Annotated in this window: 24 protein-coding genes; 12 read left to right on the plus strand and 12 right to left on the minus strand. The window is 63.2% G+C overall.

The window, feature by feature from the left end; all coding sequences use genetic code 11:
* The first annotated feature begins 900 nt into the window (after nt 1-900).
* The 4 genes from ACEWFR_RS06765 (at nt 901) to ACEWFR_RS06780 (ending at nt 3946) form a co-directional block, all read left to right on the plus strand.
* Complete coding sequence (locus ACEWFR_RS06765) at nt 901-1464, plus strand: amino acid-binding protein (protein WP_374060305.1); 564 nt, start codon at nt 901-903, stop codon at nt 1462-1464.
* Nucleotides 1464-2411 (plus strand): homoserine dehydrogenase, encoded by a 948-nt coding sequence (locus tag ACEWFR_RS06770; RefSeq protein ID WP_374060306.1) that lies wholly within the window; start codon nt 1464-1466, stop codon nt 2409-2411. The genes ACEWFR_RS06765 and ACEWFR_RS06770 overlap by 1 nt, the downstream gene beginning before the upstream one ends.
* A 115-nt stretch (nt 2412-2526) precedes the next feature.
* The gene (locus ACEWFR_RS06775) at nt 2527-3270 is read left to right on the plus strand and encodes a type I 3-dehydroquinate dehydratase (protein WP_374060307.1); all 744 of its coding nucleotides are present in this window, start codon (nt 2527-2529) and stop codon (nt 3268-3270) included.
* Nucleotides 3271-3508: 238 nt separating this feature from the next.
* Nucleotides 3509-3946: a zinc ribbon domain-containing protein gene (locus ACEWFR_RS06780; RefSeq protein WP_374060308.1), complete on the plus strand. Its 438-nt coding sequence runs from the start codon at nt 3509-3511 to the stop codon at nt 3944-3946.
* Between the two features lie 27 nt (nt 3947-3973).
* On the opposite strand, the gene ACEWFR_RS06785 is transcribed toward ACEWFR_RS06780, so the two are convergent.
* Entirely contained in the window at nt 3974-5179 is a 1206-nt protein-coding gene (locus ACEWFR_RS06785) for a 3-dehydroquinate synthase II (RefSeq protein WP_374060309.1), read from the minus strand.
* Nucleotides 5180-5415: 236 nt separating this feature from the next.
* Here ACEWFR_RS06785 and ACEWFR_RS06790 point away from each other — a divergent pair, with 236 nt between their 5' ends.
* Nucleotides 5416-6000: a hypothetical protein gene (locus tag ACEWFR_RS06790; protein WP_374060310.1), complete on the plus strand. Its 585-nt coding sequence runs from the start codon at nt 5416-5418 to the stop codon at nt 5998-6000.
* Between the two features lie 109 nt (nt 6001-6109).
* Here the strand turns inward: ACEWFR_RS06790 and ACEWFR_RS06795 are convergent, their stop codons facing one another.
* Entirely contained in the window at nt 6110-6979 is an 870-nt protein-coding gene (locus tag ACEWFR_RS06795; RefSeq protein ID WP_374060311.1) for a DUF6293 family protein, read from the minus strand.
* Between the two features lie 319 nt (nt 6980-7298).
* On the opposite strand from ACEWFR_RS06795, the gene ACEWFR_RS06800 reads away from it, so the two are divergent.
* Nucleotides 7299-7973 (plus strand): HAD family hydrolase, encoded by a 675-nt coding sequence (locus ACEWFR_RS06800; protein ID WP_374060312.1) that lies wholly within the window; start codon nt 7299-7301, stop codon nt 7971-7973.
* Nucleotides 7974-7988: 15 nt separating this feature from the next.
* Here ACEWFR_RS06800 and ACEWFR_RS06805 read toward each other — a convergent pair whose 3' ends face one another.
* Entirely contained in the window at nt 7989-8522 is a 534-nt protein-coding gene (locus ACEWFR_RS06805) for a hypothetical protein (RefSeq protein WP_374060313.1), read from the minus strand.
* A gap of 179 nt (nt 8523-8701) precedes the next feature.
* Nucleotides 8702-9274 (minus strand): SprT-like domain-containing protein, encoded by a 573-nt coding sequence (locus tag ACEWFR_RS06810; protein WP_374060314.1) that lies wholly within the window; start codon nt 9272-9274, stop codon nt 8702-8704.
* A 180-nt stretch (nt 9275-9454) separates the two neighbouring features.
* On the opposite strand from ACEWFR_RS06810, the gene ACEWFR_RS06815 reads away from it, so the two are divergent.
* Nucleotides 9455-10426 carry a cation diffusion facilitator family transporter gene (locus ACEWFR_RS06815; RefSeq protein ID WP_374060315.1) on the plus strand — a complete coding sequence of 324 codons (972 nt, stop codon included), beginning with the start codon at nt 9455-9457 and terminating at the stop codon, nt 10424-10426.
* A gap of 65 nt (nt 10427-10491) precedes the next feature.
* On the opposite strand, the gene ACEWFR_RS06820 is transcribed toward ACEWFR_RS06815, so the two are convergent.
* The 5 genes from ACEWFR_RS06820 to ACEWFR_RS06840 all read right to left on the minus strand — a co-directional run bounded on the left by ACEWFR_RS06820 (nt 10492) and on the right by ACEWFR_RS06840 (nt 14974).
* Nucleotides 10492-11286, minus strand: coding sequence for a 2-amino-3,7-dideoxy-D-threo-hept-6-ulosonate synthase (locus ACEWFR_RS06820; RefSeq protein ID WP_374060316.1), 795 nt, complete (start codon nt 11284-11286; stop codon nt 10492-10494).
* A gap of 24 nt (nt 11287-11310) precedes the next feature.
* On the minus strand, nt 11311-12207 hold the full coding sequence (gene trpA, locus ACEWFR_RS06825; RefSeq protein ID WP_374060317.1) for a tryptophan synthase subunit alpha: 897 nt from the start codon (nt 12205-12207) through the stop codon (nt 11311-11313).
* Nucleotides 12204-13472, minus strand: coding sequence for a tryptophan synthase subunit beta (gene trpB, locus ACEWFR_RS06830; protein ID WP_374060318.1), 1269 nt, complete (start codon nt 13470-13472; stop codon nt 12204-12206). The genes trpA and trpB overlap by 4 nt, the downstream gene beginning before the upstream one ends.
* Before the next feature lie 25 nt (nt 13473-13497).
* Nucleotides 13498-14319, minus strand: coding sequence for an indole-3-glycerol phosphate synthase (gene trpC / locus ACEWFR_RS06835; protein WP_374060319.1), 822 nt, complete (start codon nt 14317-14319; stop codon nt 13498-13500).
* A 235-nt stretch (nt 14320-14554) separates the two neighbouring features.
* Nucleotides 14555-14974, minus strand: a complete 420-nt coding sequence (locus tag ACEWFR_RS06840; protein ID WP_374060320.1) for a ribbon-helix-helix protein, CopG family — start codon at nt 14972-14974, stop codon at nt 14555-14557.
* 114 nt (nt 14975-15088) lie between these two features.
* Here ACEWFR_RS06840 and ACEWFR_RS06845 point away from each other — a divergent pair, with 114 nt between their 5' ends.
* Both ACEWFR_RS06845 and ACEWFR_RS06850 read left to right on the plus strand, forming a co-directional pair.
* On the plus strand, nt 15089-16060 hold the full coding sequence (locus ACEWFR_RS06845; RefSeq protein WP_374060321.1) for a VOC family protein: 972 nt from the start codon (nt 15089-15091) through the stop codon (nt 16058-16060).
* On the plus strand, nt 16057-16734 hold the full coding sequence (locus ACEWFR_RS06850) for an alpha/beta hydrolase (protein ID WP_374060322.1): 678 nt from the start codon (nt 16057-16059) through the stop codon (nt 16732-16734). Before ACEWFR_RS06845 ends, ACEWFR_RS06850 begins: the two co-directional genes overlap by 4 nt.
* 52 nt (nt 16735-16786) lie before the next feature.
* On the opposite strand, the gene ACEWFR_RS06855 is transcribed toward ACEWFR_RS06850, so the two are convergent.
* Together ACEWFR_RS06855 and ACEWFR_RS06860 are read right to left on the minus strand one after the other, a co-directional pair.
* On the minus strand, nt 16787-17440 hold the full coding sequence (locus tag ACEWFR_RS06855; protein WP_374060323.1) for an RPA family protein: 654 nt from the start codon (nt 17438-17440) through the stop codon (nt 16787-16789).
* A 1-nt stretch (nt 17441) separates the two neighbouring features.
* Nucleotides 17442-18374, minus strand: coding sequence for a replication factor A (locus ACEWFR_RS06860; RefSeq protein WP_374060324.1), 933 nt, complete (start codon nt 18372-18374; stop codon nt 17442-17444).
* Nucleotides 18375-18958: 584 nt separating this feature from the next.
* Here ACEWFR_RS06860 and ACEWFR_RS06865 point away from each other — a divergent pair.
* Nucleotides 18959-19750 (plus strand): hypothetical protein, encoded by a 792-nt coding sequence (locus tag ACEWFR_RS06865; protein ID WP_374060325.1) that lies wholly within the window; start codon nt 18959-18961, stop codon nt 19748-19750.
* Nucleotides 19751-20665: 915 nt separating this feature from the next.
* Here the strand turns inward: ACEWFR_RS06865 and ACEWFR_RS06870 are convergent.
* Nucleotides 20666-21553, minus strand: coding sequence for a dihydrodipicolinate synthase family protein (locus tag ACEWFR_RS06870; RefSeq protein ID WP_374060326.1), 888 nt, complete (start codon nt 21551-21553; stop codon nt 20666-20668).
* Nucleotides 21554-21667: 114 nt separating this feature from the next.
* Between ACEWFR_RS06870 and ACEWFR_RS06875 the strand changes: the two genes are divergently transcribed.
* Both ACEWFR_RS06875 and ACEWFR_RS06880 read left to right on the plus strand, forming a co-directional pair.
* Nucleotides 21668-21979, plus strand: a complete 312-nt coding sequence (locus tag ACEWFR_RS06875) for a hypothetical protein (protein ID WP_273740668.1) — start codon at nt 21668-21670, stop codon at nt 21977-21979.
* Nucleotide 21980: 1 nt separating this feature from the next.
* Nucleotides 21981-23015, plus strand: a complete 1035-nt coding sequence (locus ACEWFR_RS06880; protein ID WP_374060327.1) for a mannose-1-phosphate guanylyltransferase — start codon at nt 21981-21983, stop codon at nt 23013-23015.
* Nucleotides 23016-23087: the final 72 nt, after the last annotated feature.

Genomic DNA, 23087 nt, shown 5'->3' on the forward strand with positions numbered 1-23087 from the left:
TCCGGACATGACGCACGATGGCTTACATACATATGGTTGTAATTTTCCTGTGCCGCGGGAAACGAAGGGAGGTTCACGAATTGGCGTTCCGTTCGCAGTCGGTTTCAATACTATTGAAACAACAGTGGCTCGGCCGCTCGAGTCACCGACGAACGATTCAACCTCCTTCGCCGAAGCAGGGGCCGGTCCCGAGCTCGGATCAGTATGCAACTTCGATCAGAGTATTTTCACCTCAAAACAGATGATATATGGACATCTGCTCGAAACTATCATACTACTATAATAGTCTGAATTTTTAGATACTACCGGACGACGGAACACACTCGATTATCACACAACTACCAGATCTGTGAACTGATACTTATATGCGTATATAATCTATTTAAATAGACCTTTCGTGTTGCCAGTGACCTTTCTTCTGGACTCTATTCGAATTTGAGAACGACACCTGACTATACTTCCTCCATAGAAAATGGTATATAGTGTAATTTAGGGGGTGAAAACACTATAACCTCTCCCTATTTATGCTAAATAAAAATATTTGGCAACATTCGCAAAGCAGCAGTGGTAGTATATTATCTCAAACTGGTATATTCTCACAACTGATTTCTACTAACTATTTTCAGAAAAGTGGAATCTATGGCCCCTACTCGCTGAATCATCCATCGCTACCTGACCGCACAGTCGAGATGGAATCCTGCCAGGGTGAACGACGTGGGAGCGCCGTTCCAGACGGTCCAAATTGACGATGACCGTCGTAACTCCAGCCCCGACAGAGCGTGTTTCTCGAGCCGTCTGAGGCGGGTGTAAGTGGATCTATAACCTTTTACGTGGCCGCTACGGAGACGTATAGCATGCCTCCGATGACGATTTACCACGCACCGACAGGCGGTGATCCCAATGGATAACGAATCGAGCGGGCGGAGTGATCTCGGCATCGAAACCGACGGCGGCGTTCGCACGTACACTGTCCGCCTCGAACTGGTCGACGAGCCCGGCGAGTTGCTCAATGCCCTCGCACCGATCGCCGAGAACGGCGGGAATCTCATGAGCATTCACCACGAGCGCGGTAACATCACGCCGCGTGGCCACATTCCTGTCGAAGTCGATCTCGGCTGTCCGCCGGATCGGTTCGACGATATCGTCGAGAGCCTACGAAAGACCGGCGTCAACGTCATTCAGGCCGGTGCCGAGCGCTACGGCGAGGAAATCACGCTCGTTCTTATCGGCCATCTCATCGAAACCGATCTCTCGGAGACGATCTTGCAAATTGAGAACAAAGCCAGCGCGGCAGTCCTTGACGTCTCGCTGGCCGCGCCGGAAGGGACCGGCGACATCTCGAGCGCGCGATTCCGAATCGCGATCGACTCCGGTCGGTCTGACGAAGTCTTCGAGACGATTCGCTCGATCGGGACGGAGAAGGAACTGACCGTCATCGAGCCGTTGATGGGAGGTGATGCGTAATGCGACTCGCTATTCTCGGAGCCGGTGACGTCGGCCGCTCCGTGGCCACTCTCGCCGGCGAGTACGGCCACGAGGTCGTCGCGCTCGCCGACTCGGCGAGCGCCGCGATCGATCCAAACGGTATCGACGTCGACAGTGCCGTCGGACGAAAACTCGGCTCCGAACCGATCGGACGGGACGATCCCGACGCGGTCTTCGAGACCGAGTACGACGTACTGGTCGAGGCCACGCCGACGACGCTCGGCGACGCCGAACCCGGCTTCTCCCACGTCGAGCGCGCGCTCGAGGACGACCGCCACGCCGTGCTGGCGAACAAGGGGCCGGTCGCCGAACGCTACGAGGAACTGCGTGCGCTCGAGGCCGAGAGCGCCGGCTCGATTCGATTCGAGGCGACCGTCGGCGGCGCGATTCCGGTGATATCGACGATCGAAGACGCGGCCCCGAAAAACGTGACGGCGGTTCGAGGCGTGCTCAACGGCACCGTCAACTTCATCCTCACTCGGATGGCCGTCGAAGGGCTCGACTACGAACACGTCCTCGCGGAAGCACAAGACCTGGGCGTCGTCGAGTCTGATCCCAGCTTCGATGTCGAGGGAACCGACGCCGCGCTCAAGTTCGTTATCCTCGCGAACGTCCTTGCAGACGGCGGTTTCGACCTCTCGGATGCCGCGGTCGACGGTATCGAGGGGATTCCCGGTAGCGCGCTCAACCTCGCCGCGGAGGACGGACGCACGATTCGGCTCATTGGAGAGGCAACCCGAGAGGGCGTCCGCGTCGGGCCGCGGCTTGTCCCCGAGAACGGTGCGCTTGCAGTCGGCGGAACGCGAAACGTCGTCCAGATCGAGACCCGGAACGCGGGGTCGATACATGCGAGCGGTCGCGGGGCCGGCGGTCCCGAGACCGCGACGGCGGTACTCTCAGATGTCGGCCGTCTCTCCTCCCGCTGAGCGGTTTTCTCCCACGGATCCACCCACCTCCGAATCCGAGTGACTAACCGCGTGCCTCGAATACGGGACAGCAGTTCTCGAAATGCTTTTACGGAGAGGATTGGTAGTTCGTATCATGACTGCCGACGAGTTCGCCCTTGCTGCCACAACCAACGATCTCACACGGGAGCCGAAAGCCCGGGAGAACGCTGATCTTATCGAATTTCGAATGGACAGTGCGGAGGAACCGATCGAACAGTTGCGCAATTACGATGGGGAACTGCCGATTCTCGCGACGAATCGATCCCGATGGTTCGGCGGTGAGGCGGCCGATCGGGGGCGACTGGATCAGTTGATGGCGGCCGCCGAGTTCGACGCCGTCGAGCGGGTCGACGTCGAACTCGAGACGGCGCGCGGAATGGAGTGGGTACTCAACGAGTTCCGCGAACAGGGCGTGGAACTGGTAATCTCCTTTCACGAATTCGAGGAGACGCCGGACCAGGCGACGCTCGACGCGATCATCGCAGAGTGCGATCGGTACGGCGATATCGCTAAGGTGGCCACGTACGCGAACGACCGATCCGACTGCCTGCGGGTCCTCACGGCGATCGATACGGCGACCAGAAACGGAATTCGCGCGGCCGGAATCGCGATGGGTGAACTCGGCAGTCACACGCGAATCATCGGCCCGCTTTACGGCTCGAAACTCGGCTACGCGCCGCTCGAGTCGGATACTAGCGACTACGCGCCGGGCCAGGTCTCGCTGTACCGTCTCGATTCGCTGATCGAGATGATTCGCGAGAGCGGGAAGAGCACCCGGTTGCTTCGCGAGTTGGACGAGGAGTATCCGACCCAGCAGGAAGTCACGCAGACGGAGTGACCGTTCTCTCTCGACTTCGGCGATATCCCGGACGAGCTATTTGAACTCATTGTTCTGTTGCTATGTGGCTTCGATGTCCGAGAAACCCAGGTCCGTACGCGCCGGTCCCGCGAAAGCCCACGCCGGGCCAGTCCGATCGGCAAACGACTCGCGAGATTGATGGCACGACTCGAGTGACCTGAAAAACAATCGAAATCGGAATGTTAAGGGCGGGGGTCCCCTACCATCCCCACGTACAATGACATGGCTCCGCGCGATCCTCGCTGCCGGCCTCTCGGTAATCATGCCCGGCGCAGGCCACGTCCTCGTTCGCGATTGGCTTCGCGCCGCCGCCTTTGCCGCTCTCTTCTTTACGGCGAGCGCGCTCTTTCTCCCGATCGACCAGCTCACAGCAGCCGGACCGATGACGAGCGTCGACCAGGCCCTCGAGCAGGCGACCGTCATGGCCGAGAACACCGACCCGATGGCTCAGTTCCTCCTCTCGTTTATCGCCCTGTTCGCTGCGATCGACGCGACCTTTCGCGCGCTCGGCTACTCCTCAGCCGGGGACACCGACACGGACGGACTGGCCTGTCCGGAGTGCGGGAAAGAGATCGACGAGGACCTCGAGTTCTGCCACTGGTGTACGACGCGACTCGAGCCCGTCGAGCCGGAGGCGGAGACGAACGACGCATAACGCGGCCACCGGACGGCTCTCGCGACGTTACTTTTCGATAATACTCTCTTCGACGGCCTCGCCGAAGTGACGGGCCGTGTCCTCGGCGTACAGCAGAATCTCGTCGCCGGCCTCGAGGTCGGTCACTGCCGTTCGCCCCTCCGCGGTGGCGACCTTGATCGTCTCAGCGTTCTGGAGCAGGGTCTCGACGCGGTCGCCGCTCTCGGTCTCGAGGGCGATCCGGAACATGGGTCGCTGCTCGATCTTGGCCCGGCCGACGATGGCCTCGCGGGTGTTCCCGGCGAGGTCGACGATCTGTACCTCGTCGCCGCTCTGGAGTTCGGAGAGATACTTCGTGCCGCCGTCGGGCGTGCGGACGTAGGCGTGGACCGCGCCCGCGTTGACCCGGAACGGGCGGGAGGCGACGTACGGCGATTCGGCGGTCTCGGCGTGGACGAACACCAGCCCGCGGCTCATCGAGCCCACGAGCATCCCCTCGTCGTGCTCGAGCAGGGTGCCGGTGTCGACGCAGACCCGATCCGCGCTGCCGGCGCGCTCGACGGCAAGCACTTCCGCGTACTCGAGGTCGAGGCTCTCGCGTTCGGCCTCGTCGCGGATCTCGACCGTCCGTCGGATCTCGTCCGGATCGTCCGAGTCGAGCAAGACCGCGTCGGAGCCGATCTCGAGGGTTTCGAAGGCCGTCTTCGCCTCCTCGGCGCTGGTCACGCCCGCCACGAGGTCGGTCTCCTCACCGATGCGGGCGATCAGGTTTTCCAGCGGGATGATCGTCCAGTCCTCGCCAACGACGATCGTGTGGTCGGCCTCCTCGGCGGCGGTTTCGGCGAAGCGCTCGTACTCTTTCCCGAGGATGCGGACGTACGCGCCCCGATCGAAGTCGCCCTTGCGCCGCAACGTCGAGAGATCTGCCGAGCCGGAGAAGTCCTCGGGGAGGTCGATCGTCGCGTCGCCCTCGCCGTCCTTGCCGACGATCATCGCGTCCGCCTGCGGGGCCGACACGGTGTCGTCGCTTTCGGCGTCCGCTTCGGCGTCGTCGATATCGTCAACCAGCGTTACGTCGCCGTCGGTCCGAAACGCCGCGACGTTGATGTCGCCGAGTTCGCGAACGCGCGCCACGTCGTCTTCGTCGACCAGTACCCAGTCCGCACCCGCCTCGAGCGCTGCGGTGATCCGCGCCCGGCGGTCGTCCCAGTCGCCGACGGTGTCGTCGGCTTTTACCCAAACAGATCGCGTCATGAATCGACCCTCGAAGGGAACCGGCTTGAACGTGGCGGATCAGGCAGGGGGGCGGGTCGATCGGCAGTCGTCGATGGGGGCGGCCCTACCGTATCCCCGCGGCGGCGGCCCGTCATCACAGTTACCGTGACCGCAATTGTAACGAAACTCGCGATACTCGCGATACTCGCGATAGTACCGATAGTAGCAATACCTTCTCAGAAGTCGATAATACCCGTCCGGCCGATCGTTCAGTCATGGGTCAGCGCCACCTCGAGACGAACGTCGAACTGACGATCGACCGTGTCGCCCGTCGGCTCGAGGTGGAGTCTGCGGCCGACGTCGCTCGAGCGGTGTTCGAGCACGCGGGCCAGATGGCGACGCTCGAGTATGGCCGATCGGCGGCCGTGTTGGGTGCCGTCCGGCTTGCGTGTCGCCGAACCGGCGTCGGCGAACCCGACCGCGAGCGGGTCGCGGAGATGTTCGACATCGATCCCGCTCGAGTCGTCGCGGCCGACGAACTGCTGGCACGATACCTGTGTCCGCCCGCCGATGCCGACGAGATCCGGTCGCTGCGCCGGACGCTCGTCGTGGCACAGGAAGTGCTGGCCGCGGTCGAGCGCGGGCGAAACGCTGGCCCCGAGTTACCGGGCTCGCGCCTCGCTGACGCCGCGCCCTTCCTGCTCGCTCGCGCGAGCAGCCATCTCGATTCCCGCACCGACCGCGAGGTCCCGGGGCTCGACGCGGCCGCCCTTCGCGATCACATCGAGCGGCTCGAGGCCGACCTCGAACTCGCTCGCCTGGGGACGAGGCTCTACACCCTGGTCCACCGCGAGGACTGAGCCGTCTCCGTCTCATCTCGTGCCCACCTCGCGAGCGGCACTCTCCCCGCTGACGTTCCTCCCTCCCAAGACGTTTTTCCCCCACGTCCTTCCTCCCCGGTGGCACCTCCTATCGAGGCCCGCCGCCGTCGTCCATGAGCTTGTGATGGAACGCTCGGTAGGCGTTCTCGCCCCGCTCGGTCAGTTCGACCACGCGCCGGCGACCGACCGCCTCGATCGTGACGTAGCCGTCCTCGGCGAGCGGCTCGAGGACGTGGGTATCCAACACTCGAAACGCGCCTTTGTCCTCGCCGGTACGCTCGTCGGGCGAGCGGCGATCGGCCATGAAAGAGAGTTCCTGCTCGCGGGCGTACTCGATGAGGTCTTTCTTTTTGGGCGGTGCCGTCCGATCGTCGTGGTAGCCATCCCACGCGGCCGGATCGGCGAGAAACTCCATGATCGCGACCTGGTCGCGCGTCGGTGACTCGATCGGGTAGGTCGGAATCTGCTCCATCTCGTCGAGACCGAAGGAGATGGGCTCGCGGATTCCGTCGTGTGCGTATTCCGACGGCTCGACGTAGTAGGCGTGGGCGTCGGTCGAGACGTCCATGCACGCGATCGTCGCGCCGATCGCGGGAATCGTACCGGCCCCGGAGACGTTGACGTACACTTGATCGTCGGCGTGGATGTCGGCGATCGTCGTCACGTCGCCGAGCACCGCGTAGACGTCCGTCAGATCGCACTCCCACGTCCGAACCTCCGGGACGATCGACTCGAGTGCGGCGCGCAACTCGTCGTGATAGTCCGCGTCCGCGGTCGCGTTCCGCGCGGCGGTACCGTCATCGCCCTCGCTCGTTCGGTCAGTATCCGTTCCCCCATCGTCCGCGCCGTCGTCCTCGAGCAGGTAGACCAGATCGGCCCGCTGGGTCCGGATCGGCTCGAGGATCCGATCGAACTCGTAGCCCAGCGGCACGACGTGCACTCGCTTGACGACCTCCATACACCACACGGCGTGTCAACAAAAATAACTGCTGCGGAATCGGCGGTGGGGGCTCGAGTCGAACCCACCCCAATCAACCGGCAGATTTCTGCTGCCCGATCCAACCACCAGTCGGGTGGGACTGAAAGGGGCGACGCGCTCGTCGAGCGAAGCGACGCAAGAACCGCAACCGAGCGCAGCGAGGTGAGGATCACAGCGAGCTGCAGCCGACGAGCGCGTCGGGGCTTTCGGGCTGTTCGTAGCGGTACTGATTGCACGTTTAGAACTCTCATCTAGTCGGCGAAACGTTGAGAACGCCCCCGCTCATAGAACAGAGCAGATGGCCGCCTACGACGCGATCTGTTTCGATCTCGATTCCACCCTCTGCGAGCCGACCCGGGACGCCGCGACCGTCCTCGAGTCGACGTTCGAGCGCGCCGGCTGCGAGCAGTTCTGTACGCCCGCGGATCTCCGGGCCGCGGTGCCCGATCTGCCGACCGCCGAGACGGACCGCGAGTTCTACGAGCACCTCTTTACCGAAGTCACAGGGCGCGCCGGAATCGATTCTGGTATCGCCCCGACGCTCGCCGCGGCACACCTCGAGGTGCAGGATCCGACCGCCGTCGAGTTCCGGCCCGGCGCGGAAGCCGCGCTCGAGCGCGCCCGCGATCTGGGGCGGGTCGGCCTCATCACGAACGGCGGGCGACCGACGCAGACGCAGAAACTCGAGGCGCTTGGCATCGCGGACGCCTTCGACGCCCGAGTGTTCACGGAGCCGAGCGCGGGCATCCTTCCGAAGCCGAACGCGGCCCCCTTCGAACGCGCGCTCGCCGAACTCGAGGTCGCGCCCGACGCGGCGATCCACGTTGGCGACTCGCTCCACGCCGATATCGCGGGTGCGAACGCGATGGGACTCGATTCGGCCTGGCTGGATATCGGCCGCGACGACGCGTCCGGCGAGCACGTGCCGACCTACGAACTCGCGTCGCTCGAGGCGTTCGAGACGATCGTCTAGAGAGCGACCGCTGCGCTATTCGTCCGGCAGGAGATCCGTATGTACCAGCGCGCGGTACTGCGTATCGGTTCCCTCCTCGAGTCGCTTGAGCAGCGCCGCCGCGTCCGGGAAGGTCTCGGGGAGGTCAAACGGATCGCCGTCGTCCTCGTCGCGTTGCTTGCAGAACTTGACGAACGCCACCAGGTTCTCGTAGGCACCCACGCGGGCGTAGACGACCCCGATGTCCCGCTCGATCGTTTCGGACCAGGTCTCGATCATCGGCTCGATCGCCTCGCGGGGCCGGCTCATCTGGTCGGTCAGTTCCTCGGCGTCGATGCCACCCTCGCCGACCAGCCCGTCGAAGACCGACTGCAGGTCGTCGCCCGCGTCCGCGAGCGGCGGCGCGTCCGCTTCGGCCGCGAGCAACTCGGCGAACGCCGCCACCTCCTCCCGACGGACCGCGACGGGGTAGACGAAGTCGTGCGTCTCCTTCGGGAGCGCGTAGGACTTGCCCTCGACGCCCTGTTCGCCGGGCTCTGAATTACCCAGCATCAACTCGAGTATTCCCATACCCGAAACAGGTCGTGTGAGGCGAATAAGTGTTCCGCGGTCGACTAGGTGTCCTTGTCAGCGGGTATCTCAATTTGCTTCGCCTACTCAATACCCTGAAAGCCCCTTTCATTCCCACCCCGGGGTAGCAACGGATGCTGTCGCATAATTCAGGTCCGAAATAGGCGCATCCCGTCTCACTACCAGTCGTCGCCGAGCGCCGCTTTCGCGCCGCCGTAGCCGCTCGCGGTCGTCCACGTTCGGCCGCTGGCCGCGTGTTCGACCTCGAGCGCACCGGTGCAAGCCCCACACCGATACTGATCGGGCGACTTCACCGGCTTCGAGGCGCGGTGGCGCTTCGCGCGCCAGTCGCAGTCGGCCGTGAGACACTGGAGGACGTAGCGGGGCTCGGTGAACGCCTCGCAGTAGCGCGGGGCCTCGAGCGCCGCGGCCCGCTCGCGAAACCGCGAGCCGTGTCCGGACTCGCCGAAGCGCTGGAACTCCCACGCGTGGATGAGCTCGTGGCGGACGATCTCGGCGAACGCGGGCCACTCGTAGGCCTCGTAGGCCTTCCGAGCGAGCACGATCGTCGCCACCTCGCGGTCGGCGTGCCAGCGACACGCCCCCGCCCGGCGGCGCGCTCGCGTCGACACCTCCCACTCGAGGGCCTCGAGGTTGACTGCCAGCTCGTACTCGTCGACGACCTCGCGGGCGTGAATCCGCGCACGAGCGACGATCTCGTCCGCGAGCGTGTACTCCTCGCCGTCGGTCACAGACTCGAGAAGGCAGACTGCCGCTGAAATTCTTCCGATTCGGTGGATCGTGTGTGATGAACCGCGAGACGCGACGCGGAAGTTAACAACTCACTCTGCTATTTTTGTTATGATTAGCATAGAAAACGCCGTCTGATAGCAGCCGAATTAATAAGTTCGAACCGATGAGTTCGACCTACGATGAGTCACACCGAGTCGGCGCACAGCCACGACGACTCGCAAGACGGTCACGACCACGGTAGCCACAGCCACGATCACGGCGGCCATAGCCACGGTGGGGCGTCGACGAGTAGCCGCAAGCTCGCCGCCGTCTCGCTGATCAACGTCGTCGGCTTCGTCGTCGAGCTCGCGGGCGGGCTGGCCTTCGGCTCGGTCGCACTCATCAGCGACGCCGTCCACATGCTGTTCGACGCCCTCGCGTACGTGATGGCCTTCGCCGCCGCCCACGTCGCCGAACACTACGGCGAGGGCGACCGCTGGTCGTACGGTCTCCACCGCCTCGAGCCGTTCGCCGCCTTTCTCAACGGACTGCTCCTCCTGCCGATGGTCGGCTTCATCCTCTGGGAGTCGTATCAGCGGTTCCTCGAGCCCGTCGCCATCGGTGCTGGCCCGACGATCGCCATCGCCATCGGCGGACTGCTGGTCAATATCGGCTCGGTCTACGTCCTCCACGGCGACGCGATGAGCCTCAACGAGAAAGGGGCGTTCTACCACCTGCTGGGCGACGCCGGCGGCTCGGTCGCCGTCATCGTCTCCGTGGTCGCCATCGAGGTGACCGGCATCAGCGTCATCGACCCGCTCACCGCGGCGCTCATCGCCGCCGTGGTCGCCTGGTCGGCGATCACTGTACTGCGCGGCAGCGGCGAGATATTCTTCCTCAAGACGCCCCTCGAGAGCGACGACATTCGAGCCCAAATCCGCGAGATAGAGGGCGTCACTCGCGTCGACGACTTCCACGCCTGGCAGATCTGCAGCCAGATCACGGTCGCGACGGTCCACGTCGAAACGGACGTCGAACTGATGACGGACGCCGAGGCGGTCGTCGGCCGCGTTCACGACGAACTCGCTCACCACGGCGTCGATCACGCCACCGTCGAGCTATCGCCCCGCTACGCCGACCGCGACGTCCATCTCGATACGCACTGTCACTGAGCGATCCAACGGCTGCTGTGAGCGCTGAGAGACAGCCCGCTACAGAAAAGACGGGGCCGTCAGCTCTAGATCTCGAGTGCCAGTCCCGCTTCGGCCAGTGCCTCGTCGGTCGAGAGATCGTCGTGGACGACGCCGGCGACCGCCCGCGCGATCGCCTCGGGCTCTTCGTGCTGGAAAATCGAGCGCCCCATCGAGACGCCGGCACCGCCGGCGTCCATCACGCCGCGGACCATCTCGATCGTCTGGCGGTCGGATCCCTTCGAGCCGCCGGCGATGACCACCGGAAGCCGAGTCGACTCGACGACGTGCTGGAAGCTCTCGGCGTCGCCGCTGTAGCCCGTTTTGACGATGTCGGCACCCAGTTCCTCGGCGAGGCGGACCGCGTGGCCCAGCGCTTGGGGGTCCTCGGGATCGACGCCGGGCCCGCGGGCGTAGGCCATCGCGAGCACCGGGATTCCGAACCGCTCGGCCGTCTCGGTTACCTCCGAGAGCTCGCTGAGCTGGTCGGGTTCGTGGTCCGAGCCAACGTTGATGTGGAAGGAAACGGCGTCGGCACCGACCCGGATCGCTTCCTCGACGGTTCCCGTCATGCGTTTATCCTCCTCGTCGGGCCCGATCGTCGTCGAGCCGTTGAGGTGGACGATGTACCCCCGTCCGTTCTTGTTGTCGTGGACGCGCGGTGCGATCCCCTTCTGCGTGAGGACGGCGTCCGCTCCGCCGCTGGTCACGCCGTCGATGGTCGATTCGATGTCTTTCAATCCCTGGACGGCACCCATTGTGATGCCGTGATCCATCGGGACGATCACGTAGGATCCGTCTGTGCCGATTCGGTCGAGTCGCGCGTCAGTTCCGGTGGTCATTGCGGGAGTGTAGCAAGCTTGTAGTTATGGGTGTTCTGTTTCCGGTGGATCTTCCACCGCGTCTGCCGCGGCATCAGTCGCACCGCGCTGCGCACCGCGTTTGAGTTCACGGGCTTTCGCCTCGAGTGCGTCGACCGCTGCCTCGGGCGTCTCGCTCGAGGCTAGTATGTCGACTAAGGCGCTGCCGACGATGACGCCATCCGCGCCCGCCTCGATGATTTCGGCGGCGTGATCGCCCTTACTGACGCCGAAACCGACGGCTTTGGGCACGTCGTACTCCGACAGCCGCGCGAGGCTGTCGTGGGTCGCACCCGAAACGTTCGCGCGCGCACCGGTCGTCCCGAGCCGGGCCTGGACGTAGGCGAAGCCCGAGACCTGCGACATGATTGTATCGAGGCGTTCGCCCTCGGTCGTCGGCGCGATGATGAAGACGAGATCGAGGCCGTTGGCGTCGCAGGCCTCGCGAAGCGGGTCGGCCTCCTCGGCGGGGAGGTCGGGGACGATGATCCCCGAGAGGCCCGCTTCGGCGGCCCGCTCCACGAACGGCCGCACGTCAGGCTCGTCTCCGAATTGGAGGATCATATTATAGTACGTCATCACCAGCAGCGGTGCCTCGGTCTCGAGGTCGTCGACCAACTCGAAGAAGCCCGCGGGGGTCGTCCCGGCCTCGAGCGCGCGGTTGATCGCGGCCTGAATCGTCGGTCCTTCCGCGATCGGCTCCGAAAAGGGGAGGCCGAGTTCGATCAGGTCCGAGCCACCGCGGTCGAGCGCCTCGACGTACGCCTTGGTGTCCTCGAGCGACGGATCGCCCGCGGTGATGTAGGTGATTAGCGCGGGATGGTCCTCGCGGATGGCGGCTTCGACGTCGCTGTCGTACTCGGTCGGCTCGTCGGTTGCGGGTCGTTTGTCGTCGTCAGTCATCCGTCGAACACCTCCACATCCGGCGCGGCCTCGAGATCCCGTTTCTCGGTCTCCTCGAGCACCGTTTCGAGGTCCTTGTCGCCGCGGCCGGAGACGTTGACGACGACGAGGTCGCCAAGATTCTCGTATTCCTCCTCCAAGTACCCCAGTGCGTGACTCGACTCGAGGGCCGGAATGATCCCTTCGAGTCGCGAGAGCCGGTGGAAGCCGTTGAGCGCGTCCTCGTCGTCGACGCTCGCGGGCGTTACGCGGCCGGTCTCGACGAGATGTGATAGTTCGGGGCCGACGCCGGCGTAGTCCAGCCCTGCACTGACGCTGTGGGACTCCATGATCTGGCCGTCGCCGCTCTGGAGGAGTTTCGTCATCGCGCCGTGGAGGACGCCGTCGGTGCCCGTCGAGAGCGTCGCGGAGTTGGGCGCGACGCCGTCGGCCTCGTCGATCTCGAGGCTCGAGCCACCGGCCTCGACGGCGTAGAGGTCGACCTCGTTATCGGGAACGAACGCATCGAAGGTCCCCATCGTGTTCGAGCCGCCACCAGCGCAGGCGACGACGCTGTCGGGGAGTCGTCCAGTCTTCTCCCGAATCTGTTTCCGGGCCTCGTCGCCGATCACCGCCTGAAAGTCCCGGACCATCTGTGGGAACGGGTGCGGGCCGACGACGGAACCGATCACGTAGTGGGTCCGCTCGACGGTAGTCGCCCAGTCGCGCATCGTCTCGTTGATCGCTTCCTTCAGGGTCCCGCTGCCGGCTTCGACCGGATTCACTTCGGCCCCGTTCATCCGCATCCGGTAGACGTTGGGCCGCTGGCGGTTGACGTCGGTCCGGCCCATGTAGATCTCGCAGGGCATGTCGAGGTGGGCCGCGGCCATCGCGGTCGCGGTGCCGTGTTGGCCCGCACCGGTCTCGGCGATGATCCGCTCTTTGCCCATGTACTTGGCCAGCAGCACCTGTCCGAGTGCATTGTTCAGTTTGTGCGCGCCGCCGTGGACGAGATCCTCCCGTTTGAGGTAGATCTCGCGATCGTAGCGCTCGCTCAACCGATCCGCGCGCTGGAGCGGCGTCGGCCGACCGCCGAAATCGCGCATCCGCTCGCGGAACTCGTCCATGAAGCCATCTTCGTTCTCGAGGACGTATCGCTCGTAGGCGTCCTCGAGTTCCTGGAGGGCCGGCATCAACGCTTCGGGGACGTACTGGCCGCCGTAGTCGCCGAACGTGCCGGTGCGTCCGGATTCACTCTCGCCGTCGTGTTCGCGTTCCGTGCTCATGTGTGGGTGTCTCCGTCGTGCTCGCTCATGTCTGGTCCGTCTCCGTCCTCGAGTCCGCTTGGCCCGTCGCCTCCGCCGATTCCGCCCGCGTGAGTCGTCGCGTGTTTTCCGTCACGTCGCTGTCGCCCGCACCGTGGTCCATGATGGCGCTGCCGACCAGCAACGCGTCGGCACCCGCCTCGCGCATCCGACGAACGTCCGCCGGCGACGACACGCCGCTCTCGGCGATCAGCGTCACGTCGTCCGGCACCTCGGGCGCGACCGACTCGAAGGTTTCGAGGTCGACCTCGAGGGACGCCAGATCGCGGTTGTTGACGCCGATGAGTTCGGCCCCCGCCTCGAGTGCGGTCTCGAGTTCAGCGCGGTCGTGGACCTCCACGAGGGGTTGAAACCCGCGCTCGCGGGCCGCGTCGACGAGCCCCTCGAGATCGTCCACGAATCTGACGATCAACAACAGGAGATCCGCTGCGACGACGTCGATTCCGTCCGCATCGAGGACGAAGTCCTTGCGCAGGACGGGAACGTCGACGGCCGCTCGAATGCGGGTCAGCGCATCGGACGAGCCGCCGAAGTGAGTCGGTTCCGTCAGAACGGAGATCGCCGCCGCGCCGCCCTCGACCATCGCTTCGGCCAGTTCGACGGGATCGTCGGCTCGAGTTCCCTCGGCCGTCGGACTCGTCGGTTTCACCTCCGCGATTACCGGGACTCGCCCGTCCGCCTCCGCCCGCGCCAGTGCGTCGGGCAGCGAACGCGCATCGACGTTCACGTCGTCCTCACCGCCAGCGCGCTCCCGGGCGGCCTCGAGTATCGACTGCACCGCGGGAGCGAGCTCCGTATCGGAGTTCATTATTGTACATCGACGTACTCATATGTACATAAGGCTTGCGTCATCGCGATTCGTCGGACGCCGAGCGGCGAACGGGCTCGGATGGTGTTCCCCTCCAGAGGAACAGTGTCCGAGGAAGCCAATACAACGGCTGCGAAACGGACACGGAACGCGAAAACAAAATCATACGGCTCGCCATCGAACCGGCCGCGGGCGCTCACCGTACGTCTGCGCCGCCGTTCTCGCCGGCGTAGCGCTACCCGAGTTGGTAGGGTTCGTCCTCGTCCTCGTCGTCTAACTCGTCGAGCAGCAGTACCTCCTCTTCCTCGTCCTCGAGGCGGTCTTGTAGGTCGTTGACGTACCCTTTGTACTCGTCGAGTTGCTCCCGGAGGTGCTCGGCCTCGAGTTCCAGTCGCTCGTGTTCGCGGATGAAGCGCTTTGGGACTTCGACGGTCGGTGGGAACGAGACGTCCTCCTCATCGCCCGCTCCGCCGGTCCGAGCCTGTAGCTCGGTTTCGGGAACGACCTCGACCCGGCCGTCGTGCTCGACGAGCTGGTCGACGTAGTCCCGGAAGACGGCGGACAGCGAGATATCGCGCTCCTCGGCGATCGCCTGGAGCGCCTCGAACGCGTCCTCGTTGACCCGAAACGAGATGGTCTTATTCTTGTTCCCCATGGATACCCCTAGTCGTCGTTCACGACACTTAACCATTTGTCAGACAGGAGGTCGGTCGCTCGACCCGTCGGCAGACCCGGCAGGCTATTCACTTCGAGCCCGTACAGACGCCCCATGCTGTCCGACACGCCGGGACTCCACCACGTGACGGGAATCGTCGGGGACGCCCAGGCGGCGATCGACTTCTACAGCGGCGTGCTCGGTCTCCGACTCGTCACACAGACCGTAAACTTCGAGGACATCCTCCAGCATCACCTCTACTTCGGTGATGCGAACGGGACGCCAGGAACGGTTCTCACGCACTTCCCGGATCCCCACGGCGACCCCGGCCGGCCTGGGACCCCCCAGATCGAATCGGTTTCGTTCGTCGTCCCGCCCGACGCGCTCGAGTACTGGAAAACGAGACTCGAGGATCGCGACATCGCGGTTGAGGGGCCACTCGAGCGGTTCGACGAGCGGGTCCTGCGGTTCGAAGACCCCGCGGGCACGGGAATCGGACTCGTGGCCAGTCCGCCGATTCCGAGCGGCGTCGAGATCTGGACTGCGGGGCCGGTACCGGCGGAACACGCGATCCGCGGCCTCCACGGCGTCACGACGCTGTCGGTCAATCCCTACGCGACCGCGGGCACGCTCGAGACGCTGGGGTTCGAGCACGACGCGGAAGACGGCGATCGGATTCGGTACCGCGCCTCCGGGTCGCGAGCCACGGTCGTCGACGTGCTCGACCGGGACGCGCCCTTCGGCCGCGAAGGGCAGGGGACACTCCACCACGTCGCGGTCCGCGTCGAGTCCGAAGCCGACCTCCACGAGTGGCGCGAACTGTTCGACGATCGCGACTACGACGTCTCCCGCGTCAAGGATCGCCACGTCTTCCACTCGCTGTACGTCCGCGAGCCCGGCGGCATCCTCTTCGAACTGGCGACCGAAACCGACGGCATCGCGGCGAGCGAAGGCAGCGAAGAACCCGGCGAATCGCTGTTCCTTCCCGAGTGGTTCGAGGCGGACCGCGACCTGATCGAAAGCCAACTGCCGGAACTGACGGTTCCGACGGATCGAGCGCCGACGGGACGGGGCGAGAACCGATGACGAGGGCGGAGTCAGGCAGGCCGATGGACGCCGTCTCGGGACCCCACGCCAGCCAGCCGCTGCTCACCGCTGGTGCGCCCGCGCTGGCCGCAGACGCGGCGCTCGTGCTCTGTCACGGCCGCGGCGCGACCGCTCAGGGCATCGTCAACCTCATGGAACCCGTCCACCGACATGGCGTCGCAATCCTCGCACCGCAGGCCGAGCGAAGCCGCTGGTATCCGCGACCGTCGACGGCCCCGCGAGCCGACAACGAACCGTGGCTCTCCTCGAGCGTCGACTGCGTGGCGGCCGCCCTCGAGCGCGCGCGAGCGATCGACGTCCCACCCGAGCGGACCGTCATCGCCGGCTTCTCGCAGGGTGCGTGCGTCGCCGCGGCGTTCGTCCGCCGAAACCCGGCCCGCTATGGCGGCCTCGCCGTCCTCTCGGGTTCGCTCCCCGGCACGACCGAGGAGATCGATTCGAGCGACATCGACGGCTCGCTCGAGGAAACGCCGATCCTCCTCGGCTACGGCGAAGACGACCCGCACGTAGATCGCGACCAGGTTGCCACGACGGTCCGGCTGTTCGAGCGGGCGGACGCCGCGGTCGACGAGCGGTGCTATCCCGAGACGGGCCACGAAGTCACCGACGACGAGTTCGCGGCGATCGATGCGATGCTCGCGGCCGTTCGATAGCTCGCCGTGGCAATCGCTATCGGGCGAAAAACAAAGAATCGAGCCGGCCGCGTCAGATCGTCGCTTCCGGATCGTCCGCTTGTTCTTCCTCCTCGACAGTCTCGAGGCTCTCGAGTGCCTGGATGACGTCGTTGCGGTAGTTGACGACGGGAGAGTCGTAGCGCTCGCGGGCCATCTCGGCGTACTCGTTCGTCGGTGCGGTCGAGCCGCTTTCGGGCGCTTCCTGCTCGGCCTCCCACTCCTCGAAGGCCTCGATGCGATCGAGGGTGAGTTCGGCGGCTTCGACGACCCAGCGGTCGCGGGTCGCGTCGTCGACGATCGAGATGGACTCGGGTCGCAGGGAGACGTTGACGGTGCCGTCGTCGGTCTCGTAGGTGCGGGGTTTGCCGACGATGGAGACGTAGGCCGGCGGCTCCGTGTCCCGCAGGACCGAGGCGGCCTCGGGCTGGTACTGCCCGGCGTAGACGAAGAACGTCCCGGTCGGGTCGACGACCCGGCCGCGCCAGTACTCGCTCTCGTCGCCGACGTCTTCGGTTTCAGTGAGGGTGCCGACGACGAACACGCGGTTCGCGCGGTCGCCCGTCGGGAGCAGCGCGTAGTTGGGCGCGCGCTCGTTGTCGCTCTCTTTGAAGGTGTACGTCGAGTCGTTGAATTCGGAGGCGAAGACGCGGCGGGCGACTTCGCGGGTGAGTTCTGACTGGCTCATATCACATCGACCTCGCTTTGATCAGCAGTTCCTCTGCATCCACCGGCCCGTCGAGTTCCTCGACGTCGTCGGCCAGCACGTAGCGGCCGAACGTCGGTCCCTCGATGCGGTAGTAGGTGCCGACGATATCGTCCCTGATCTCGTCGGCGACGACGGTCGTATCGAGCGCGTCCATCGCCATGTCCTTGGCCTCCTCGAGGCTCAGCCCCGTCAGGTCCTCGGTGGCGTCCTTGTCGAAGATGACCTCGTGGGCGTCGATGCCGTCGTCGACGACGGCCTTGATGCGGAGATCGAACTCGCCTTCGCCCTCGCCGTGTTCGTTACAGCGGCCGTTCTGGAGAACGCGCGTGCAGTCTTCCTCCGGACAGCGCTTGATGAGGCCGCTGCCGCTTTGCATGTCGACCAGTGCGCCCTCGATCTCGCTGGTGTCGTTGCCGACCTCGAGGTCGTCGTCGAGTTCCTCGATCACTGTCGTCGAGTTGAGTTTGACCGAGTACCGGCCCTGGTACTCGTCGGTGACGACATTGCGAAGTTCGTAGACGCCGCCCTCCTCGAGTGCGGGGAGGTCGGATTTGGCCCACTTGGTGAACTTGATCGTCCCCGTTGGGTCGCCGAGCAGGCCGACCTGTGCGACCGAGTCGCTGCGGGGATCCCAGAGTTCGATGACTTTGGCCGTCAGGTCGATCCACTCCTCGGGTTCGTCGACATCCTCGACGTTGGCTTTCTCGCTGTCGCCACTCGAGATGTCCTCGCGCTCGAGGCCGGCCTCCTCGAGGTAGTGGTTGGTGACGCTCCGGCGCGCCTCGTCAATCGGTACTTTGTATTCGTCGACGAGCGTGGTCAGGCGCTCTTCGACGTCCTCGACGCTCACGTCCTCGAGGTGGTCCGAAAACTGCTCGTGTATGTCGTCCGCGTGTTGTCGTACGTCGCTCATTGTTTCTCGCCTCCTCTTTGGTTTCATTGGGAGGCATACGTCCGTTCGCGCCCGATAGTATTTAAAGTACCGCCACCGGAGCGGAAGTGAACGTCGGCGAAAGAAACCGCAAGCGGGCGTCGATGGGGTACCGTCAGTCTGGCGATCGGGTGGGATTCGCTTCAGTTGGTTCTCTTGCCAAGGTATCATAAAATTCGTCGCACACCACCTCTCTTCAAATTGATAAATCGCTCAGTACAGGTGACTCAGACCGATACAGGGACTTGGGAGGTACCGTCATTGATCCAGATGATTATCCAGTAGCGGAGGTTCACGGCAATAGCCGCATTTTCCTGGCAGCTATCGCACATCACGAATTACGTGGACTGTCCAACTACCTGTACTGGATATCACAGTGAGGGCCAGATTCAGTTTTTATTTGGCCATTTATGACTGGATAGAACCGTTATCGCCAGTAACTATCTCTAACCGATCTCATCACTTCTAATAACTTCATGAGAGATATATGTCTATATATAGGTACACAATTTTTATGCTAATTAGGACAGAAAATTTTAATGTTCTTTAGATTCTTTGTCTTCTTGATGGTAGAAAAAGATACCACGAGAAGTCGACGTTCAGTACTGAAAAATGCCTCAGGGATAGCAGTTGCTGGGGGAATTTCAAGCACGGCTATTGGGAGTGTCTCAGCTAGGGAAGACACTAGCAGTAAAATATCTACAAAGGGGTTAGAGAACGAGTTGGAAGACGTTAACAAATTAGATGGAATAGAGAAGTATAGAAAAATAGCTAAGATGAAGAATGAGGACGATATAATGAAGATTGCACAAGCCTGGAGAGATCAAGGATTCTCTCCCCGAATATGGAGTGCGACTGTCTGGGAAACGGTTTACTCGTCAGAGAAGGAAAATCATTACACTATTCGTATCCCGTTCGATGTACCAGAAGATGGTGGAGAGGCGCACATAACTTCCTCCAGCCTTGATTCTTTCCCCACAGTTGGGGATTATTATCCAAATGGGACTTCGGCTGAGGATACTGACGAATTAAAAGTGATCACTTACAAGGTGGATGGTTCAGATGTTGTAACTGAATCAGCTACTCTGGATTCGGAGGACATGAATCAAATACAGGGTGATGTTCAGGCCCAGGCATCTAACTGCTTCTGCAGTAATTGGGATCTGAAGTGCATTAGCACATCAGCAGCGATAGCAGCCGCCGGTGGCAATAATTGTGCAACGTGCGCCGCTACTCCTGCGAAATGGACTTGTATTAGTTGTGCCGGCGCTCTTACTGCCGCAGGGATCAATTTGACCAATTGTTGTGATGGTAATTATTATTGCGTAGACACTAACCCAATTTTCCCAGGCTTATAGAAACACCTATTATTATAGTTTTTAGCTATAAATCTGGGATAAGGCTGTGAAAAAGGCTGTTAGAAGCAGTATCACCGATATAATGTAGTTGGACTTGAGATACATATATATGCTCAGCAATAAGAATACTGTGATTGACGCTACGAGTCCAAGTTCTCTGTTGTCTCTGTAAAAAAACAGGTACAAACTAAGAACCGAGATCAAAAGCGTGATTGGGAGAATAATCCCTACATTTATCGTTGGCATCAGCCCATACAACACCATATCTATTAGAGAAATTAACGGCCGAAATTTAAGTATCTTTTGACAGAGGTGGATGAGCTGCTTCTAATAAAGTACTTAGAACTATAGCTCATATCCGAGTAAAACAAAGATGGTTCCCAAGTATATCATAGACGACTAATGCCGCTCTCGAGCAATTGGAGGGAAAATCTAGCGAATATCTTGCTACGTCCCCGCCCAGTTACGATGTCCCCCTCCGCAAATCCGGACCTTGAGGACGTTTTAAGCGAGGTCAGGGCTGATTTCTAAACGAATACCTCAATCTCCCATATTCTGTAGGGTCAAAACTGGACTTTGAGGACAACAGAGTTTGCTAAGTACAACTGAGATAGTGACTGCGAACCTATCAAGTAGTGTGAGGTGCAGTTCATTATCATTCGTGACGTATAGTGGGTGATCAGCGCCGATGCAAGTACAAGAAACTCGAGAAGTCGCGTGTCCCCAATGCGGAGAGCACAGTCGCATCCCAGTTCCGGAACGGGACGTGGAACTGAAAATCAGCCCGTACGTCGCTGCGTTCGGTGACCATACGGAACTCGAGTGTTCAAATGAACACACTTTTTGGGTCTACTACTGCTAATCGTCCGCTTTCTTTACCGGCCGCGCAGTTCTCTGACACACCCGCTCTCGCTACTACTCGCTGACTGCGAGCGTGGCCTCGAGCGCGCCACTGATCGCTTCGGTACCCGCGTCGTCGACGGCGACCAGCGGCGGGCGGACCTCGTCGGCGGGGATGACGCCGCGCTCGGCCAGCGCCGTCTTCGTCGCCGGGGCGAAGCCGTGGGTCGTACACGCCTCGAACAGCGGCGAGATCGCGTCGCGCTGGAGTTTGCGGCCGCGATCGTCCTCGGCTCGCTCGAACGCCGCTCGCAGGACTCCGGGGACGACGTTCGAGAGCGCGTTGATCCCGCCGTCGGCGCCCATCCGCAACGCGGGGACCAACAGCGCGTCGTACCCCTGTAGACACAGGAACTCGTCGGGCGTCTTCGCGAGCACGGACAGGAAGTACTCGAGGTCGCCGCTCGAGTCCTTGATTCCGATCGCTCGCTCGTGGGTCGCGACGGCGGCGACGGTCTCGGGCTCGATGCTCTGGCCGGTACACTGCGGAATGTTGTACAGCAGGACGGGGAGCGACGCGTCCTCGAGGACGGCATCGAAGAACCGCCGGTTGCCCGCGGGGGCGTTCGCGGTGGTGAAATAGGGCGCGACGATCGCGGCGGCGTCGGCCCCCGCGTCGGCGGCGCGATCGATAGCCGCGACCGTGTCGTCGACGCTCGTCGCCGCGGCACCCGCGACGACGGGTACCTCCGCGCGCTCGACGGTCGCCTCGACGACGCGTCGTTGCTCGTCGGCCGTCAAACTCGGAAATTCGCCGGTTGTCCCGCAGGGGAAGACGGCGTCGACGCCGCCCGACTGCAGGTGCTCGAGCAGGTCGGCGAGCGCCGCCTCGTCGATCGATCCGTCGTCGAAGGGAGTCACCGTCGGACAGGTGATCCCACGGAGCGCGTCGCGGATATCCATGTCCGTACTCGACGGGAGAGTCGGGCAAAGTCGTTGTCATCGACTCCGCGCGGCCGACTCCGACGGCCGCCGTTGGCGACGGGCCTATGTGCCCGCCGGTCGAACGGGTGTCCAATGGCGGATCGGCGTCGGCTCGAGCGGATCCTGCGCTCGACGCTGCAGGGCGCGGGCGAACAGTTCGAGGAGCTTCGCAGATCGACCGACGGCCAACTCGAGGAGGCCCGCGAGGCCTACGAGGTGGCGAAAAACGCCCGCGAGTTACCGTCGGACGAGGCGGGACGGGCGAAGATCGTCTGTCGGCGCTACGCCGAACAGCGGGCGGCGAAGCTCGACGACGAGTACCGGCCGGCCTGTTACGAAGCGGGCCATCCCGACTGCGAGGGGTGTGCAGAGGACGTCCGCGAAGGGCGAATCGAGACCTGGTAACATGGATCGGGCAATCGTCGCCTGCGTCCTCGCCGGCGGCATCGGCAGCCGACTCTACCCCGCGAGCCGAAGCGACCGGCCGAAACAGTTCTTCGCGTTCGATGGCGAGCGCTCGCTGCTCTCGGGGACGATGGCTCGGACTGCGTTTGCCGACGAACGCTACGTCCTGACCCGCGACGCTTTTACGGACGATATCCACGAACACGCGCCCGAGGCGGGCGTGCTGGTCGAACCTGACGGCAAGGACACCGGCCCGGCGCTGGTCTACGCCGCCTGGCGACTCCGCGAGCGGTTCGATCGGGAGCCGGTCCTGGTCTGTCTCCCCAGTGACCACCACGTCACCGACGACGCGGCGTTTGCCACACGGCTCGAGCGCGCAGCCGAAATCGCGGCCGAAACGGACGGGCTGGTCACGCTGGGCGTCGAGCCGACGCGGCCGGCGACGGGCTACGGCTACATCGTTCCCGAACGGAGCGAGTTCGGCGAGCGCGGTGACTTCGGCGTCGTCGATCGCTTCACCGAGAAACCCGACCGCGATGACGCGACGGGGCTCCTCGAGGCCGGCGCGTACTGGAACGCCGGAATCTTCGCCTGGACGCCCGGTGCGGTACTCCGGGAAGCGCGCGACTCGTCGCTCGCACCGCTGGTCGACGCGCTCGAGGACGGCGATCCGGAGCGGGGCTTCGACGCGATCGATCCGGTCAGCGTGGATTACGCGATCATGGAAGGGGCGACAGACGCGTTTGTGACGCCGCTATCGGTCGGCTGGGACGACCTCGGAACGTGGGACGCCGTCGGACGAGCGCTCGAGACGAGCGCTGACGACGACGCGGAGAACGATACCGTCGCGGGAGACGTCCTCTCGATCGACGCAACGAACAACGTCGTCGCCGCGCCCGATTCACACGTCTCACTGCTCGAGGTCGATGAGTTGATCGTCGCCGCGTTCGACGACCGGATCCTCGTCGCGCCGCGGGGAGCATCGCAGCGGGTCCGAGACGTGGTCGATCGGCTTCGGGAACGCGACGCGTTCTGAGAGGGTGTATCGTCGCCACCCGGGGGCGGTTTGTAATTCTCGATTCGATCGTGTCTCTTGGTCCTGTATTCC

This window comes from Natrinema sp. H-ect4 (assembly GCF_041894845.1).
Classification (GTDB): domain Archaea; phylum Halobacteriota; class Halobacteria; order Halobacteriales; family Natrialbaceae; genus Natrinema.